The following is a 17,326-nucleotide window of genomic DNA, read 5'->3' as shown; positions in this document are numbered from 1 at the left end:
GCAAGGAATACAAGATCGTCGTCGACGGCCACGAGATCGCCAAGGCCAAAGCCGGCGAGTTCAAGTAGGGCGAATCTGCGCGGGCCCGGCCCGCCGCCTGCCTTCCAGGCGCGAATCCCGCGGAACATTTTCAGGCGTTCCGCGGGATTCGCCTTTTTTGACGCCGCCGATTGCAGGCGCGTCTGGCGTGGCCGGGTTGAATCGCGTTGGCCAACGCAAAACAAAGTTCGAGACTATTTTCAGAAAAGCTTCGGGTACAACATTGGGAAAGTCGAGCTGCGTTTCTCATTCTTGACGGGTCGGCGAAGCAACGCCCGCGGCTCGGAGCGTCCGGGCGCGCGGGGCTCGCAAGAAGGAGGCAGTATGGACGTCCGACTCTTTGCCCTTGACATAGCAGCGATATGCGCGCTCGCGTTCGCGCTGTACTATCCGCGCCATCGGCGCAAGGACCTCGCGGTAGCCCTCGTGGGCGTCAACGTCGGGGTGCTAGCCGTGACCACGGCTTTGTCCACGGCGACTGTGGGCGCGGGGCTGGGGCTCGGCCTATTCGGCGTACTCTCGATCATCCGCCTGCGCTCGACCGAGCTGAGCCAGGTCGAGGTTGCATATTACTTCGCCGCCCTCGCCATCGGGCTCATCGGCGGTCTCGGATCGGGAATGCCGTTCGCGGCGGCGGCCGCTCTGATCGGCGGCGTCGTTCTCGCGCTCGGCGCCGTCGATTCCAGCCGCGTCATGTCCGGCTCCCGGCACATGGCGATGGTGGTCGACCGCGCTATCGACGACGCCGACGAGCTCGCCCGGTTCATCGAGGCGCGCACGGGCATGGCCGTGCGCGAAGTGAGCATCGTCAGGCTCGATTACGTCAACGATTCCACAACGGTCGACGTGCGATGCGGCGGGAAAGCGGCCGTCGAAAGCGCTCGGCTCCGAAACCTGAGGGCCGCCTGATGGCGGTTCCGGACATGCGGACCGCCGACGCCGTCGGCGAATCTTTCGCGCGGCTGCCGGAGATCGCCCTCGACGAGCTTTCCGCCAACGCCTCGCTTCTCACGAGAATCGATCGCAAATACCTTCTTCAGGCCGACGTCGCGGCAGACCTCGTCGCCTCGCTGGCGGCAAATGGGGCGCGCGCGTTGGCCATCGACGGGCAGTCGGCCTTCGGCTACCTGTCCGACTACGACGACACGCCCGATTTCTCCCTCTATCGCGCGGCCGCCACCAAGCGCCGCCGGCGTTTCAAGCTCCGCTCCCGGGTCTACCTCGATTCGGGGACGCACTTCCTCGAATTGAAGACTCGCTCGGGGCGCGGGCACAACGTCAAAGACAGGCTCCGTTTGGAGGACGTCCCGGTGAGCGCCTGCGCGGCCATGCGCCATGGGCGCAGCAGCGTGAAACGCCCCGACCTGCTCATTCGGCACGAAGTGCGCGAATGGCTGGCTGAACGCCTGGCAGACAGAGGGATCGCCGAAAGCCGCCGCGAGGCGCTGAGGGTCGCGGCCAGCCTGATCCCGGCGGCCCGATCGGTGTACACGCGTTCGACCCTTTGTCTTCCCGAAGACTCTCGGCTGACGGCCGATCGCGGCCTCGTCCTCTGCGCGCCCTCGGGCGGCGTGCGCGTCGAGGTTCCGGGCGTCGTCGTCGAAACGAAGTCCGCCGGGCGGGCCTCCGCCGCCGACAGGTGGCTGTGGCGCAGCGGACACCGCCCGCTGAGGATCTCGAAGTACGCGCTCGGCGTCGCGTCGATCCATCCCGAATTGCCCTCCAACCGTTGGAACAGGGCGATGAAAAGACTAGGAGACGAAAGAACATGAAGAAGAATCTGAGAAGGAAATTCGCGGCCGTCGCGCTCATAGCGGGAGCGGCTCTGGGCGGCTGCAAAGTCGGCTCTTCGGAGGCCTCCGAGGTCGGCGCGGCCTCGAACTCGTCGGCGGGCTCCGCAAACGTCGCCGCAACGGACGGCGACGGTTTGAAGACGCTCGACTCCCTGCGCAGCGTGTCCGAGAAGTCGGTTCCCTCCGGCGATGTGTATTCGACGACGGTGACGGCCGCCAAGGCGACCGTCGAAAGCGTCATGGCTGAGAACCAGAAGCCGCACGCCGATTCGAACGACGCGCAGTACGACGCCGCCTCGGCGACCAAGGTCTCGCTGAACGGCGTGGCCGCTTCGGTCGAAGGCTCCGGCGCCGCGGCGAGCGAGGGCAAAGTGACGATCTCCTCGGCTGGGACCTACGTGCTTTCAGGCAAATTCACCGGCCAGATTCTTGTGACGGCCGCGGATTCCGACAAGGTGAAAATCGTGCTCAACGGCGCCGAGATCTCGTCTTCGACCGACGCCGCGATTCGCGTGAAGAGCGCCGACGAAGCGGTGGTCATCGCCGCCGAGGGCACCGTCAACTCGGTGTCCGACACTTCAAAGTACGCCGATTCCAGCGGCCCCACGGCTGCGATCGCCTCTTCGGCGGACCTGACGCTCGGCGGCGCCGGGACGCTCAACGTGACCGGCAACGGCAACGACGGCGTCTCCAGCTCGGACGGGCTCGTCATTCTGGGCGGCAAGATCAACGTCAAGGCCGCCGACGACGCCGTGCGCGGCCAGGACTACGTGGTCATAGCCGGGGGGACCCTCTCCCTCCAAGCAAAGGGAGACGCGGTCAAAGCCGACAACGAGACCGCCTCGGGCCGCGGATACGTGCTTGTGACGGGCGGAAACGTCACGGCGTCGGCGGGATCCGACGCGATCGACGCGACGTCGGACGTGATTCTCGCCGGAGGCTCGACGAAAGTGGCGAAATCGCAGGAGGGCGTCGAGGGCGCCACAATCCTCCTGGCCGGAGGCTCGGCGGCCATAACTTCCAGCGACGACGGGCTGAACGCCACCGGCGGCGACTCGCCGTGGCTGTCCGTGACCGGCGGCGACTGGACGGTCAACGCCCAAGGCGACGGATTCGACTCGAACGGCGCTGGCTACATGAGCGGCGGGAAGATGACAGTCTGGGGGCCGACGGCCGGCGGAAACGGCGCCATCGACGCCGAAAGCGGCCTGACGATGGCCGGGGGCGCCCTTTTCGCCGGGGGATCCCAGGGCATGGACCAGGCGCCCGCGACGTCCTCCGCGCAGGCCTCGATCAAAGTCACCGGCCAAGCGAGCAAAGGCTCGACTTTCGCCGTGTTTGATTCGAAGGGCAAGCAGATCGCCTCCTACACGCTCGCGAAGAACGCGGGCTCCTTCGTGTTCTCCTCACCCGACGTCGTCAAGGGAAAGAAGTACACGATCAAGGTCGACGGCGAGCAAGTCGTGACCGCGACGGCCGGAGACTACGACGAAAACCGCATGAGCATGCCGGGAGGCGGGAGGTGACCGGAGGTGGAAGACAAAAGGGCGGAGGCGGCTGATGACGGGAGGCGGCGGGCAAGGGGGAGGCAGCCGATGACGGGAGGCGGCGGGCGATCGCGCTCTAAACGCGACACGCCAGAGCCGGACACGCCGATCCGGGAGAAGATGCCCATCGGGGAAGCGGGGGAGTCTTTTCCACAGCTTGTGGACAGTTCGGTGGAGTTTTCCACATGTGTGGACTCGTTTCATCCACACGTGTGGAAAACTCCCGTTCATCCGGTGCTGCGAAAGGCAGCCGTCAGGCTTCACTTCGGCGGACCGCTTCGCCTCGTTGGATCGTTTGCCTCGACGGGCCGCCTTCTCTCGGCGAAGGCGAAAGGGCTTTCGTGGGCGCTGTGCGCTGCGGCGGCGTCGAGTCCGCAACGGCCGCACTCGCGTCGGCTTTCGCGAAGAGGCTTCTTAAGGGGCTCTTGCGGAGCCGAATTTGTGTCGGAGGCGCGGGGGAGAATCGTTTCAGCCGTCCGTCGGGCGGCCCGAAGCACCCGGTTTGGTGTGGAAAGGAAGGGGATAAGCCGGCCGGGCGACGTGTCTGTGTGCACAGCTTCTCCACCGGAAAGGAGAGGCGGTCCACAGGGCGAATGACAAGGGTGTCACTTATCACCCGGACACAAGCCCTTGTGGTCTAACCGAAAACCGACCACAAGGTGTAGTGTCTTCGCGTGTGCCGCTCAGGCGGCGCGACATGGATTTGATGCGTACCCCGGGTTGGTCGGAGGCGACCCGCCCAAGGGATCGGAAGGAGCGGCTCTTATGAGCGTCACTGTTTACACCAAGCCTTCGTGCGTTCAGTGCAACGCGACGAAGCGGGCGCTGGCGAAGGCCGGGCTCGCCTACCGCGAGGTGGACCTGACTCAGGATGCCGAGGCGCTGGAAACGGTCAAGGCGATGGGTTACCAATCCGCGCCCGTGGTTTTCGCCGAGGGCGACCACTGGTCGGGCTTTCGCCCTGACAAGATCAAGGCGCTGACGGCGGCCGCTCGAGATTCGGCGGCTGTCACAGCGTGACGGTGAACGGGGGCGGGCGGCGCCTGCGGCATCGCCCGGCCCCGTCCGGAGCCCTTCACAGATCGGCAGGCCTCGGATGGCAAAGCTCGTCTACTTCTCATCGGCGACGAACAACACCGAAAGATTCGTCAAGAAGCTAGGCATGCCCGCGTGCCGCATTCCGCTGCGCCCGAAGGAAGGGCCGCTCCGCGTAGACGAGGAGTACGTCCTCGTCGTCCCCACATACGGAGGGGGCAACGCCAAAGGCGCTGTCCCCAAACAGGTCATCAAGTTCCTCAACGACGAACACAACCGCTCCCTCATCCGCGGCGTGATCTCGGGGGGAAACATGAATTTTGGCGCGGCCTACGGCTTGGCCGGCGACATCGTCGCCGCCAAATGCCATGTGCCGCACATGTACAGATTCGAATTGCTCGGGACGCCCTTGGACGTGGCCCGGGTTCGCGAAGGTTTGGAGAAGTTTTGGCAGCAAGCACGTTGACGGACACGGGCGAGGAGAGCTACGAGGACCCGAACCTCGACTACCACGCCCTGAACGCCAAGCTCAACCTCTACGACGCCGACGGCCTCATCCAGTTCGACGCCGACCGGGCCGCGGCGCGCCAGTACTTCCTCCAGCACGTCAACAAGAACACCGTCTACTTCCACGACCTCGAAGAGAAGATGGAGTACCTCGTCAAGGAGGGGTATTACGAGAAAGAGGTGCTCGACCAGTACCCCTTCGACTTCGTCAAGTCGCTCTACAAGGCGGCCTACGCCAAGAAGTTCCGCTTCCCGACTTTCCTGGGCGCCTTCAAGTACTACACTTCCTACACGCTCAAGACCTTCGACGGCACCCGCTACCTCGAGCGCTATGAGGACCGCGTGTGCATGGTGGCCCTCACGCTCGCCCGCGGCGACCAAAAGCTCGCCGTCGACCTCATGGAAGAGATCATCTCGGGGCGCTTCCAGCCCGCGACCCCCACATTCCTCAACGCGGGCAAGGCCGCCCGCGGCGAGCTCGTCTCCTGCTTCCTCCTACGCATCGAGGACAACATGGAGTCGATCGCCCGCGGCATCAACTCCGCCCTCCAGCTGTCCAAGCGCGGCGGCGGCGTCGCCCTCAACCTGTCGAACCTGCGCGAGCTCGGCGCCCCGATCAAGAGAATCCAGAACCAGTCCTCGGGCGTCAACCCCGTCATGAAGCTCCTCGAGGACTCCTTCTCCTACGCCAACCAACTGGGCGCGCGCCAGGGCGCCGGAGCCGTCTACCTCCATGCCCCCCACCCGGACATCCTGCGCTTCCTCGACACCAAGCGCGAGAACGCGGATGAGAAGATCCGCATCAAGACCCTCTCCCTCGGCGTCGTCATCCCGGACATCACGTTCGAGCTGGCGAAGAACAACGAGGACATGTACCTCTTCAGCCCCTACGACGTCGAACGGGTCTACGGCGTGCCCTTCACGGAGATCTCCGTGAGCGAGAAGTACCGCGAGATGGTCGATGACAAGCGCATCCGCAAATCGAAGATCAACGCCCGCGCGTTCTTCCAGACCCTTTCCGAGATCCAATTCGAATCCGGGTACCCGTACATCGTCTTCGAGGACACCGTGAACGCGGCGAACCCGATCAAGGGCAAGATCACGATGTCGAACCTGTGCTCCGAGATCCTCCAGGTTTCCGAGGCTTCCGAGTACAACCCGGACCTGTCGTACGCGCACGTGGGCAAAGACATCTCGTGCAATCTGGGGTCGATGAACATCGCCAAGGCCATGGACTCGCCCGACCTCGGCAAGACGGTCGAGACCGCCGTGCGCGCCCTCACCGCCGTTTCGGACATGACGGACATTCGTTCGGTTCCCTCCATTGAGCGCGGGAACGCCATGAGCCACTCCATCGGCCTGGGCCAGATGAATCTGCACGGCTACCTCGGCCGCGAGCGAGTCTTCTACGGCTCCGAGGAAGGCCTCGATTTCACGAACATGTACTTCTACACGGTGCTGTTCCACGCGATCCGCGCCTCGATGGAGATCGCGCGCGAGCGCGGAGAGCGCTTCGCCGGATTCGAGGATTCGACGTACGCCACAGGCGAGTTCTTTGACAAGTACGTCGAGGGCGCGTGGGAGCCGACGACGCCGAAGGTGCGCGAGCTGTTCGCAAACGTCCACATCCCGACCCGCGAGGACTGGGCGGCGCTGCGCGAGGACGTCCGGCAATACGGCATGTACAACCAGAACCTTCAGGCGGTTCCACCGACGGGGTCGATCTCGTACATCAACCATTCGACGTCGTCGATCCATCCCATCGTCTCCAAGATCGAAATCCGCAAGGAAGGAAAGATCGGGAGGGTCTACTATCCGGCGCCCTACATGACGAACGACAACCTGGAGTACTACCAGGACGCCTACGAAATCGGCCCCGAAAAGATCATCGACACCTATGCCGCAGCGACCCAGCACGTGGATCAGGGGCTCTCGCTCACGCTGTTCTACCCGGACACCGTGACCACGCGCGACGTCAACCGCAACTACATCTACGCCTGGCGCAAGGGCATCAAGACGCTCTACTACATGCGAATCCGCCAGCAGGCGCTCGAGGGCACGGAGGTCGCCGGCTGCGTCTCGTGCATGCTGTGACCGTCGCGGCACGGAGGTCGTCGGCTGCGTCTCGTGCATGCTCGACGTGCCCCGACGACCTGCCTGGGTCCGCTCTGGCTGTTGCCTCTGCCCCGTATGGGAGGCCCTCCGCGGTCGTTTCGCCACTAGATTCTCAGGGCTATATCTCCGTTTCGTATGGACGGCTCGCCGACTCTGCTAAGACCGGGTGAGCCTTCCTTTCTGCCGTTGAGCGTTTCGGTTGAGTGCGCGAAGGCAGTGCTGGCGGCTTTTTCGCGCCGTCAATCGGCACAGAGAACACAGGTAGTCGGCGTAGAGAACACAGGACGGGTGGCTGGTTAGCGGGGTCTGGCAGCACGAAAGACGGCCTCCAAGCAAAGGAGGCCGTCAGAACATTGATTGCGGCTTAATTGTCGGATTCAGTGAGTTTCTCAGTCTCCGACGACGGAGGAACGCTGCTGCTTGCTGTCTTCTTGGCTCTGCGGCTCCGTGCCTCTGCAAGCTGCTCGCGTGCGGATTTGGTCGCTGGGACGACAGGGACAAGCCGCAGAGTAGAACTTCCAAAGCTGGTAGGTATAAGTTCAAATGTTGGTGCGGTTGACATAATTCGCTCCTTATTTGCTTAATCGCAAGCTTATCAGAAGCGAATTCGAAAAACATCTGTGATTCTGTGATTTGCTATGAAATATCATTCTGCCAAAGACGAAACCAGACGTGAAAACTCACAAGATAGAATTTCTCGCAGGGTATCTATGTAAACACGTAGCTGTTCCAGTATGTAAACACGTTGTTCCAGGGAAGAATCGGAACTCTGATCCTTGAACTTGACCGCCACTGTGACGACTCCGATAGAAAGCTCTGGTCCGTCCGCAAACTCGCAGCTGAAGCTCCTTGCCATGATCGTATTCCATTTTCCGTCAGAACCATCCTCAAGCATCACTGAGTTCGAACAAATTGCGCGACCCGCAAGATACTCGGAGTCAAATCCTGTTTCGATAGATTTTAGAGGGTCTATCTTTAAGAAGATTCTATTTAAAGACGAAAAACGGTGAATAGAACCTTTCCCGTCTGCAATCCATACGGAAACATCGAAATCATCAATATTGGCATCGCAAGGTTTCTCTACGGACTCAATCCACATCAGAGTATCTTCAGATGCTTTACGTGTGTCGTTTTCTATCTTTGAATATAAGCAACTTATGCGGGTGGCAGGAGGATTGTATCTATTGTTTGAACGCTCTTTATTCATGTAGTATATCTCTAATAGTATCTGATTGGCGTCTACATAGTCGTCGATCATAATTGTCTTCACGTTAATGGACGACCACTGCTGTTTTATAGGATCAAATAGTCTCCCAAAGGTCTCCTTGTCGACTCCTAAGCTCTCCCTTACGACGAAAAAATACACGGTAAAGTTGTCTTCAGAGCGTCTATGGAACCAATTTTGTATGTCTTGATCATTGAGAGAATGGCCTAAAACGACAAATGTCTTATGTCGTCTAACTGAATCGTCTATGACCTCACTCTGCCAAGATATATCTTTTTTGAAAAGATTGTTATAGTCGCTTTGGCCTATAATTAGACTCTTTTCCTCAGAGATTAGCCCATCTGGGCGGGGGTCGAGGACTCCGTGAAGGTGTGAAACAACGATTCTTCCTTCGTCGTCATGGCGATCTTCGTCGTGACTCTTTGGTATAAATTCATCAGGATCCGCATCTTCGTCCGGATTCCAGCCATTCTCAACTAGATGTTCCAAATGTTTCAAGCCCGCTATTTCATGGAGAACGTCGAAGTTGGTCGTGAGGACAGGGCATGAAAACTCAAACTGATAGCGAGCTACGATCTCATGCATCTGCGAAGCTGGCTTTTCGTTTATATCGGTGCCATACAGACCCTTTAGAGCAACTTGTTTCCACTCCAAGTTGTTGCTTTTCGCGCTCTGATGTGCTCCATCGGCGATAACTAGAAGATTGTTCTGTCTTCTGACGAAAAGTTCTGCAAGATCAGAGTCCATAGTTTTTGATTCTATTAATAGGTTCTTTACAAAGGTCGCCCAATCGGGGAGGCCTGAATCAAGCGAAATCCCCGAACCCGTTAAAAACACGATGTCACTAGGTTTGACATTGAATTCATCTATCTTTTCTTGTGTTATGTCTGTCTGCGCCATTTTGTTCCACCGTCCGACGATCGCCTAACAGGAATATTCTAGCACTTTCTTAGCCAAGGAACAGCGTCCGTGGGGCTCCTCTAAAGTTATGTATGAAACATGTCCCGTATTTGTCATGGAAGTGCCTGCGGGCCGGCTGGAGTTGGCAACCAAATAGCCGATTTGTTGTCGGTATGGGAAGCAAGTCGTTCATGATTTGAAGCTTGGTTCCAACCGTCTTAAAGTGAGCCGGGCTCGTCAATCGTCCGGGAGGCTTCCGAGGCCGCTCCAGAGACGCAAGCGGAGTCCGTAAACAAGCTCGGGGGCCTTATAGGCCCCCGGCAGTCAACGCCCCGACTGGCGGTTCGTCGTGCTTCTAGTTTAGTGCGTCCCTTCATTCTCATGTAGGAAACATGTCTCTTGTCATAAGACAAACGTTGCCCATCGACTGACAGCATCCTGCCGCGCGGCCGGTTCAAGCGGCGAACCGGGCGATGATGCGACGATGGGCGTCAAGCAAACTTGCCCAATGGGTCGCTTCAGCGGCTCATAAAACCCGCCCTGGCGGTTCGTGAAAACTCGGCCTTGACTGCTCTTGAAAACTTGGCTCACGAAAACCTGGCTGTGAGAACCCGCCGATTTCACCGACAGGCCAGGGCAGCCTCTTTTGCGAGCAGACCCAACGCCGATATGCTGAACACGTGATCGAATTCGAGTCCGTCGGAAAGACGTATCCCGGCGGCGCGGTTGCCGTGGAGAGCTTTACGTACACGGTGCCGAAACATCGAACCGTCGTGCTCGTCGGCTCGTCCGGCTCAGGCAAGACGACGCTGCTGCGCATGGTCAACCGCATGGTCGACCCGACGTCGGGAAGGGTGCTCATCGACGGCGTCGACGTGCGCGAAGCCGATCCCGTCAAACTCCGCCGATCCATCGGATACGTGCTTCAAGACGGCGGGCTTCTGCCGCATCGCACCGTCGCGGACAACGTCGCCACCGTGCCGATCCTCAACGGCACGCCGAGGCGCGAGGCCCGATCCGCGGCGCTGGAGCTTCTCGAACGGGTGGGGCTTGCCCCGGAGCTCGGCGCCCGATACCCGGCTCAGCTTTCCGGGGGACAACGCCAGCGTGTGGGCGTGGCGCGGGCTCTGGCCGCCGAGCCCGAGATCCTGCTCATGGACGAGCCCTTCGGCGCCGTCGACCCCATCGTTCGCCGCGAGCTTCAGGACGAACTCGTGCGTCTGCAAGGGGAGATCGGCAAAACGGTCGTCTTCGTGACGCACGACGTCGAAGAGGCGTTCCGCCTGTGCGACGAAGTCGTCGTGCTCGGCGAGGGCGGAAAAATCGCGCAGAGCGGCACGCCCGAAGAGATTCTGGCCGCTCCGGCAAACGACTTCGTGCGCACCTTCGTCGGCGGGACGAAGTCCAACCAAACGCTGCGCGTGCGCCAGGTCGCCGGGCGCAACGTCGTCGTCGGCGAAGACGGGCGCCAGGTGGGGGTCATTGAAGGGCTTGACGGGCTTGTCAGCGGCGTGAAAGGCGCGGGGGACGACGCCGCCCGCGAGCAGGGCTCCCGCAAACAAGCGGCGCAGCCCCGCCTGCCGCATGCCCTGGACGCCGCTCGGAGTTCTCTGCGCAAGGCGAAGGCCCGGTGGAGGCTCGGAGGCAAATCCGGCGATTCGACTGAAGGCGGCCCGGTGTGAGCTGGCTGGGCGAGAACTGGCGGTGGGTCGGCGAACTTCTGCGGGCTCACCTGTTCATCGCGCTTCCGGCGACGGCCCTGGCCGTTTTAGTGTCTGTTCCGATCGGCCGCTTCGCGCATCGCTTCCCCAAGGTCGGCGGCGTCATCCTCTCCGGCGCCACGCTGACGTACGCGATCCCCTCGCTGCCGCTCCTCGTGGCGGTGCCGCTCGTCATCGGAACGCCTTTGCGTTCGCCGCTGACCATCATCGCGGCCCTCGGCCTGTACGGCATGGCCCTTCTTGTGAGGACGGCCAGCGACGCCTTTTCCTCGGTGGACCGGACCGTGATCGACGGCGCGACGGCGGTGGGGCATTCGCGCAGGACGCTCCTGTGGACGGTCGAGCTTCCGCTCGCATTGCCCGTGCTCGTCTCGGGAATCAGGGTCGTCGCCGTCTCCACGGTGGGGCTTGTGACGATCGGGGCGCTCGTGGGAATCCCCAGCGTCGGCACGCTCCTGACCGACGGTTTTCAGCGGGGGATAACGGCCGAGGTCGTGACGGGGGGCGTCGCGACGGGCGCTCTGGCGCTCGCGGTCGACGGACTCGTCGTCCTGCTCGGCAGTCTTCTCACGCCGTGGACGAGGGCCGGCAAGGCCCCCGGCGCGAAGGGGGAGCAGGCGTGAACTATTTCCTCTCGGCCCTCAGATGGCTTGCCGACTCTGCCAACTGGTGGGGCCCTTCCGGCATCGGCGCGAGGCTCCTTGAGCACGTCATCCTCACTCTCGGCGTCGTCGGGATCGCCGCCGCGATCGCCCTGCCGATCGGGATCGTCGTCGGCCACACGAGGCGGGGCGCGGGCGTCGTCGGCGCCGTCGTCGGCTCCGCGCGGTCGATCCCGACCCTCGGCCTGTTGACGATCTTCGGCCTGATCTTCGGGATCGGGCTTGACGCGCCGATCATCGCGCTCGTCATCCTGGCGATTCCCTCGCTTCTGGCGGGCGCCTATTCGGGTATCCAATCCATCGACCCCGCCGTGCCCGCAGCTGCGACGGCGATAGGGATGAGCCCCGCCCAAGTGGTCTTCCGCGTGGAGCTGCCGCTGGCTCTGCCCGTCATCGTGGGCGGACTGCGTGCGACCGTGCTGCAGGTGGTGTCCACGGCGACCCTCGCCGCATACGTCGCGGACTGGGGTCTCGGCCGCTTCCTCTTTGCGGGCCTGCGGTCCCACAATTACCCGTTGATGCTCGGCGGATCGCTCGCAGTCATCGCCCTCGCGATCGTATGCGAATTGCTCCTGTCCGCTTTGCAGCGGGCAACCGCGCGCCGCGCCGCGCCCGCCCACGCCGCTTCGAAGGAGTGACATTGTCTTTCATCGCACGCATTCTCCGAAGGGTCGCCGCGAAGAGCGGCCTCAGGCGCCTCCGCTTGGAAGAAAGCCGCTTTGCGGGCGCCGTGCAGGCCGCGTCCGCCGAACGGGCTCAGGCGACGCCCACGCTTGGCGCCCACGCGATGTCCGCGCCCGCCGAACGGTCCCAAGCCGCGCCCACCCGTCGGACGGGCGCCGGATCGCGCGTCGCGCCGTGCAACGCGTCCGCGAGGGCGCCGCGCTTCGCCAAGGCCGTCGCGACGCTCGGCGCCGTCGCCCTCGCCGTCGGCTGCTCCAACGCCGATCCCCTGCGCAGATCCGACGGAAAGGACCGGGCCGGCGAAACGATCGTCGTCGGCTCGCAGGATTACTACTCCAACGAAATCATTGCGGAGATATACGCGCAGGCGCTCGAGGCGAAGGGCTACAAAATCGAGCGGCAGATGAAAATCGGCCAGCGCGAGGTCTACATGCCCGAGGTCCGCTCCGGCTCAATCGACGTCTTCCCGGAATACACGGGCAACCTCCTTCAGTACATCGACTCCAAGGCGAGCGTGACGGCCCCCGAACCCGTGTACCGCGCACTGGAGAAAAAGCTTCCGCGCGAGCTCACCGTGCTCAATCAGGCACCGGCTGCGGACCAGGACTCCTACGTCGTCACCGCGAAGTTCGCCTCGGAGAACGGGATTCGCACCGTAGGCGACCTCGCCAAGGTCAAGGGGCGGCTGGTGCTCGGCGGCAATTCAGAGCTCGAATCACGCCCGTACGGCCCGAAAGGCCTGAAATCGGCATACGGTGTGGACGTCTCTTTCACGCCCATTGAAGACTCGGGAGGCCCGCTGACAATCAAATCGCTGCGCGAAGGGCGCGCACAGGTCGTCGATCTGTACTCCGGAAACCCGGAGCTCTCCACGGGGGAGTTCGTGGTGCTCCAGGATCCGAAGAACCTCTTCCTCTCCTCGCACGTCGTCCCACTCGTCTCCTCGAAGCTTCCCGTTCGCGCCGCCAAGATCCTCGACGGCGTCTCCGCCAAGCTCACCTCTGAAGACCTGCGCGCGATGAACGCCCGTTCGGTCAAATCCGGCCAGCCCGCTTCGAAGATCGCCAAAGATTGGCTCAAGGGCAAGGGGTTGGGCTGACTGGTCGGGCTAAGCAGCCGGGTCGATCAGCCCGGCCGGTCAAGGGGCGACGGCTTTTCTGCTTGAATTATTTACAGAATAATTAAAGGGTACTTCTCCCCGAACGATATAGATTCCTTGATCTTTAACTAAGTGTTTGAAAGGCTGGATATATAAATTGAATTATTTGTGTCAGGCCACCTAAAAATATGTAAAAGGAAGGTGATTGCTTGTGGGAACACAATTTGCTTTGACACTCGGAGCCCAGACGGAAGCCGCACGCTCGGTCAATGAGTCCGCAAATGACTTCGCTGACTTGCTGAAGCAATTTGGCGAGAAACTCGAAGGAGAGGTGTCTCCTTTGGCCTTTTCGGCAATCGAGACATTCGGGGAGGGAGTCGGCAAGTGGTTTGAAGCGGCCAAACCTTTCCCGGAAGGACTGGTCAACTATTCCAAGGCGCTGGCGGCAGTCGATTCGACGACGGCGGAGACGGACAAAAAGTCGACTGAGGAGTTTTCCGCCGTCTTTGAGGAAATAGCCGCATTGATGGGAGGCGACGAATGAGCGAGAGAACCTTCAAATACAACGAGGCCTCACTGGCCAACCTGACAACTTTGGTTGAAAACATGAGCGCGAATGTGGAAGATCTCATTTCCACTGCGCGAAAGAAGACTGAGGGCCGGATCGAAGGGTGGAGCAAGGAGTCTGTCTCTCGACGGGCTCAAATGGCCTTCGACCGGCGTCTGGAAAAACGCACCGATGAACTGACGCAGGCGCTGGATGAAGCGGCCAACGCTCTGAGCGACATCAAAGACCTGGCCCACAACACAGAAGTGCGCAACGTCGCCGTCATGGACTGAGGTAGTGAGGATCATGACCAGTTACGATTTCGAAGTGGACCTCGAGTCCCTCATAAACGCTTCGACGAAGGCCAGCGAGGCCGTCAAGCAAAAGAAAGAGCAGGACGTAGAGGACGTCGTTCCCACGGAGAGCGACGTCGGAAGCGACACCGTTTGGAAGGCTCTCGACGATTTCCAGGATCGCTGGGAACGCGGAATCAACGACATGACCGATGACATCGAAGAGGTCGCCGGACGCCTGGGGCAAGTCGCCACGAACTACGTCGACTTCGACAACAAGGCGAAAGAGCGCATGCAAAAGTTCGCCGAGAAGACCGACGGCCTTGAAACGACAGAATTGATAGGAGAGCAAGATGGGAATTGAGCATACCGGCGCGCCGACCTTCTCCATCTCCGGAAGCCCCTCGGCGATACGCGAGAAGGCGACGACGATGCGTTCGCGTTCCAGCCAATACCAGGTTTTGTCTGACTCGTTGTCGTCCCTGTCCACAGACGGATGGACCGGACGGGCAGCCGACCGGTTCCACGAGAAATTTTCCGTGGAGCCTGGAAGGTGGCAGCAGGCCGCCACGGGTTTCACGAACGCGGCAGACGCGCTTGATCTGTATGCGACGTCGTTGGAAAACGCCCAAACAACCGCCTCTGACTGCAAGACCAACTACGACGAGGCGAATCGGATCACCAAAGAGGCTCGCGAGGAATACGATACCGACGTCGAACGCGGAAAGCAGGAGAAGCGCGAATGGGAGCAGGTGAACGGTCCGGGGACGTACAATCTGACGATCGAGCCCTTCTCCGACCCCGGTGAATCCATGCGAAACCAGGCCGTCTCCGATTTCGATTCGGCGGTCAGCACGTTGGAGACCGAAGCAGAGACTTGCGCGAGTACGATACGAGCCTCGTGCGAGGGCGCCCCTGAAAAACGCAACTGGTTGGAGACCGGGGTGGCCGCCGTCGGAGAGGTCCTTTACGGTGCCTTCGAGGCATGCCTAGACGTGGGCAAGCTCCTGCTGGATTTAAATGGGATCAGCCTGCTCTTCGATGATTTGATCCCCTTCCTCACGGGAGAGCTCACTGCCGAGGAACTTGCGATGAAATTCCAGCTGCGGGGCGAATCTGTGGTCGCCTTCGGGAAAGCCCTGCGGGATCATCCTCTCGAGGTGGGAAAAGAGATCGCAAAGGGGGTGCTCGATTGGGACACGTGGGCGGACAATCCCGCTCGCGCCGTCGGCCACCTGGTTCCCGACATCGTTGTGGCGGTTGCGACGGCAGGCGGCGGCACGGCGGCCACAAAATCGTCGTCGCTGCTGGCGAGGCTGGGCGCCCACGCGGACGACGTCGGCGACGTCGCAGGCGCGGCCCGCCGTGTGGACAGGGCCGCCGACGCCGCCGAGACTTCCCGGAAGCTCGACAAGCTGGATTTCACGGACGTCGGCAAGCCGCCAAAGGACTTCTTGCCGAAACCCGGCCTGACCAAAGAGGGGTGGGAGCACAGCGTCGACGAATGGACCGGGAAGGTCTCGGAGGCCAACCCCGGCCTAGACCAGGACTCCGTCAGAGGCCTTCACCGCTACACGGTCAATGAGGGTTACACTAACATGAACGGCGCCCTGCGCAGCGGGGGCGGATCGCCGGAGACCCATAAGCTGATTGAGGATGCGACGAGGGCCCTCGATCGGCTGCCGACCCCCGAACCGGGAGATTTGTACAGGGGGACGGCGTTGCCCAAGGGCGTGGTCGACAAGATGCTCGACGAGGGCGTTTTCTCTGACCCCGCATTCCTCTCCACGTCGCGAGATTCCTCGGTTGCCCCACAATTTGCGGAGATGTCCGCCAAAAAGTTTCCCGACAACATCCCGGTCGAGTTCAGGATCAAGAACGGCACGGCGCCCGACATCCAGTCATTCTCGGCCTACGCAAATGAGGCAGAGCACCTTTACAAGCCCGGGGCCAAGTTCGACGTCGTCGAAATGGTGGAAAAGCAGTTCGGATCCAAGCAAGGTTGGAAGGTCGTCATGAAGGAACAGTAGTGCTCGATTCTCCATTCCGAACGCACTTCACCCTCAATGAGCCAATGAAAGAGGCGAAGCAATGACAAGCGACGATTTGAACCTCGATGCCTTCCTCAAGGCGCTTCTCAGCCTTCCTCCCGCCCCAGGCGTGAGCTTCCGCGGGTGGGTCCATCCGGCGGAGCTCGGGACGGTCGATGTGGCCACGAAGCTCCTGACTGCGGCGTCGGTCGACATGACGGTCGCCACCGCGGGCTTCACGACGTCGGAGCTGGGAATCGTCGTCGGGCGTACGGGCCGCGATCTCGGAGCCTTTTCGGCGATGCCCGAAGCGGAAGAAATCACCTACCCTCCGGGAAGAATATTCCGCGGCTATCCTCTGACGTCGGTGGACGGCCTTCGCGTGCGAGTCTACGAGGAGTGGGTCATCGGCGACGGCGGGCAACCGGTTCCGATGGGAATCGACCCGAGCGAAGTGGTTGCCATGGTCTCCGCGATGATCTCGAAGGCCAGAGGCAAGGAACTCGCCGTTCCGCGAGAATACTGCAAACGCTTCACGTCCCCGCTCGAGTGACGTGTGCGCGGTCTGCCTATGCGGGGCGTCTGGAGGGGCGAGATCCGTCGGCGGCGGGAGAGGCCAACGCGATCGCCCCCTGAGGGGGTGGACGCGAGCGGCTTCTGAAAAGACAGGCGGGGCCGGCGCTGGAAAGAGCGGATGCGAGCCCCGTGTGAAAGATTCGGAAAAGGAGAAGTGCACAGATGTCTGATTCCAAGGCAAAGCCAGATGGCGCTGAGGACGCCGCTGTCGTCGACGCGGTCGCCGTCAACGGCGTCGTCGAAGGCAATCGAATATGGGTCGAGGAAGAGCCGTGGTTCCTCTTCGACGGCGCCTTTCCGGTGCGTTTCGAAGACGGGATGCTCGACTGGAGCCGGCTTAGCGAAGCCGAACGCGAAGAGGTGGCGCGAGTAGACGCCCACATGCGCGGCCTGTACGGAATCGCGGACCCGGCTCCGCGGGTGTCCGCTCCCGCGCCCGACGTCCCGTGCGACCTGGGCTGGTTCATGCCGATTGCCACGCGCAGAGCCCTGATGGACAGGCAGGGGCGCGTGCTTGGAGGCCGGCTTAGGGGCTAGCCCGCGGTGGCGGGGG

At 61.7% G+C, this 17,326-nt stretch carries 17 protein-coding genes; 16 read left to right on the top strand and 1 reads right to left on the bottom strand.

Translation table 11 applies throughout. From position 1 onward, the window contains the following. Nucleotides 1–363 precede the first annotated feature (363 nt). The 6 genes from ACO48X_RS07160 to nrdE all read left to right on the top strand — a co-directional run bounded on the left by ACO48X_RS07160 (nt 364) and on the right by nrdE (nt 7,015). Nucleotides 364–948 carry a DUF4956 domain-containing protein gene (locus tag ACO48X_RS07160; protein ID WP_485001407.1) on the top strand — a complete coding sequence of 195 codons (585 nt, stop codon included), beginning with the start codon at nt 364–366 and terminating at the stop codon, nt 946–948. Continuing rightward, nucleotides 948–1,811, top strand: coding sequence for a VTC domain-containing protein (locus ACO48X_RS07155; protein ID WP_485001406.1), 864 nt, complete (start codon nt 948–950; stop codon nt 1,809–1,811). The genes ACO48X_RS07160 and ACO48X_RS07155 overlap by 1 nt, the downstream gene beginning before the upstream one ends. Beyond that, nucleotides 1,808–3,358 carry a carbohydrate-binding domain-containing protein gene (locus tag ACO48X_RS07150; RefSeq protein ID WP_485001405.1) on the top strand — a complete coding sequence of 517 codons (1,551 nt, stop codon included), beginning with the start codon at nt 1,808–1,810 and terminating at the stop codon, nt 3,356–3,358. Before ACO48X_RS07155 ends, ACO48X_RS07150 begins: the two co-directional genes overlap by 4 nt. A gap of 786 nt (nt 3,359–4,144) precedes the next feature. Then, nucleotides 4,145–4,399 carry a glutaredoxin-like protein NrdH gene (gene nrdH, locus ACO48X_RS07145; protein ID WP_485001404.1) on the top strand — a complete coding sequence of 85 codons (255 nt, stop codon included), beginning with the start codon at nt 4,145–4,147 and terminating at the stop codon, nt 4,397–4,399. Nucleotides 4,400–4,475: 76 nt separating this feature from the next. Further along, entirely contained in the window at nt 4,476–4,880 is a 405-nt protein-coding gene (nrdI, locus tag ACO48X_RS07140) for a class Ib ribonucleoside-diphosphate reductase assembly flavoprotein NrdI (RefSeq protein WP_009197984.1), read from the top strand. Beyond that, complete coding sequence (gene nrdE / locus ACO48X_RS07135) at nt 4,862–7,015, top strand: class 1b ribonucleoside-diphosphate reductase subunit alpha (RefSeq protein ID WP_485001403.1); 2,154 nt, start codon at nt 4,862–4,864, stop codon at nt 7,013–7,015. Before nrdI ends, nrdE begins: the two co-directional genes overlap by 19 nt. Before the next feature lie 667 nt (nt 7,016–7,682). On the opposite strand, the gene ACO48X_RS07130 is transcribed toward nrdE, so the two are convergent. Next, the gene (locus ACO48X_RS07130; RefSeq protein ID WP_485001402.1) at nt 7,683–9,161 is read right to left on the bottom strand and encodes an SIR2 family protein; all 1,479 of its coding nucleotides are present in this window, start codon (nt 9,159–9,161) and stop codon (nt 7,683–7,685) included. 680 nt (nt 9,162–9,841) lie between these two features. Between ACO48X_RS07130 and ACO48X_RS07125 the strand changes: the two genes are divergently transcribed. From ACO48X_RS07125 to ACO48X_RS07080, 10 genes are all read left to right on the top strand, one after another. Next, entirely contained in the window at nt 9,842–10,843 is a 1,002-nt protein-coding gene (locus tag ACO48X_RS07125) for an ABC transporter ATP-binding protein (protein ID WP_485001401.1), read from the top strand. Then, on the top strand, nt 10,840–11,505 hold the full coding sequence (locus ACO48X_RS07120) for an ABC transporter permease (protein WP_485001400.1): 666 nt from the start codon (nt 10,840–10,842) through the stop codon (nt 11,503–11,505). The genes ACO48X_RS07125 and ACO48X_RS07120 overlap by 4 nt, the downstream gene beginning before the upstream one ends. Then, nucleotides 11,502–12,182 carry an ABC transporter permease gene (locus tag ACO48X_RS07115; protein ID WP_485001399.1) on the top strand — a complete coding sequence of 227 codons (681 nt, stop codon included), beginning with the start codon at nt 11,502–11,504 and terminating at the stop codon, nt 12,180–12,182. Before ACO48X_RS07120 ends, ACO48X_RS07115 begins: the two co-directional genes overlap by 4 nt. Nucleotides 12,183–12,184: 2 nt before the next feature. Further along, a complete protein-coding gene (locus ACO48X_RS07110; RefSeq protein WP_485001398.1) occupies nt 12,185–13,327 on the top strand; it encodes an ABC transporter substrate-binding protein in 1,143 nt (380 codons plus the stop codon). Nucleotides 13,328–13,667: 340 nt separating this feature from the next. Then, nucleotides 13,668–13,871: a hypothetical protein gene (locus ACO48X_RS07105; protein ID WP_156510217.1), complete on the top strand. Its 204-nt coding sequence runs from the start codon at nt 13,668–13,670 to the stop codon at nt 13,869–13,871. After that, nucleotides 13,868–14,167: a hypothetical protein gene (locus ACO48X_RS07100; protein ID WP_485001397.1), complete on the top strand. Its 300-nt coding sequence runs from the start codon at nt 13,868–13,870 to the stop codon at nt 14,165–14,167. Before ACO48X_RS07105 ends, ACO48X_RS07100 begins: the two co-directional genes overlap by 4 nt. A 13-nt stretch (nt 14,168–14,180) precedes the next feature. Beyond that, nucleotides 14,181–14,531, top strand: a complete 351-nt coding sequence (locus tag ACO48X_RS07095) for a hypothetical protein (RefSeq protein ID WP_485001396.1) — start codon at nt 14,181–14,183, stop codon at nt 14,529–14,531. Continuing rightward, nucleotides 14,521–16,197: a putative T7SS-secreted protein gene (locus ACO48X_RS07090; protein ID WP_485001395.1), complete on the top strand. Its 1,677-nt coding sequence runs from the start codon at nt 14,521–14,523 to the stop codon at nt 16,195–16,197. The genes ACO48X_RS07095 and ACO48X_RS07090 overlap by 11 nt, the downstream gene beginning before the upstream one ends. A 61-nt stretch (nt 16,198–16,258) precedes the next feature. Then, nucleotides 16,259–16,750, top strand: a complete 492-nt coding sequence (locus ACO48X_RS07085) for a hypothetical protein (protein WP_485001394.1) — start codon at nt 16,259–16,261, stop codon at nt 16,748–16,750. 185 nt (nt 16,751–16,935) lie between these two features. Beyond that, the gene (locus ACO48X_RS07080) at nt 16,936–17,310 is read left to right on the top strand and encodes a hypothetical protein (protein WP_485001393.1); all 375 of its coding nucleotides are present in this window, start codon (nt 16,936–16,938) and stop codon (nt 17,308–17,310) included. The last annotated feature ends 16 nt before the right edge of the window (nt 17,311–17,326 follow it).

The sequence above is a fragment of the Peptidiphaga sp. genome (assembly GCF_057238965.1).
The sequence above is the reverse complement of the archived record's forward strand: the minus strand, read 5'-3'. Positions and strand labels throughout refer to the sequence as shown.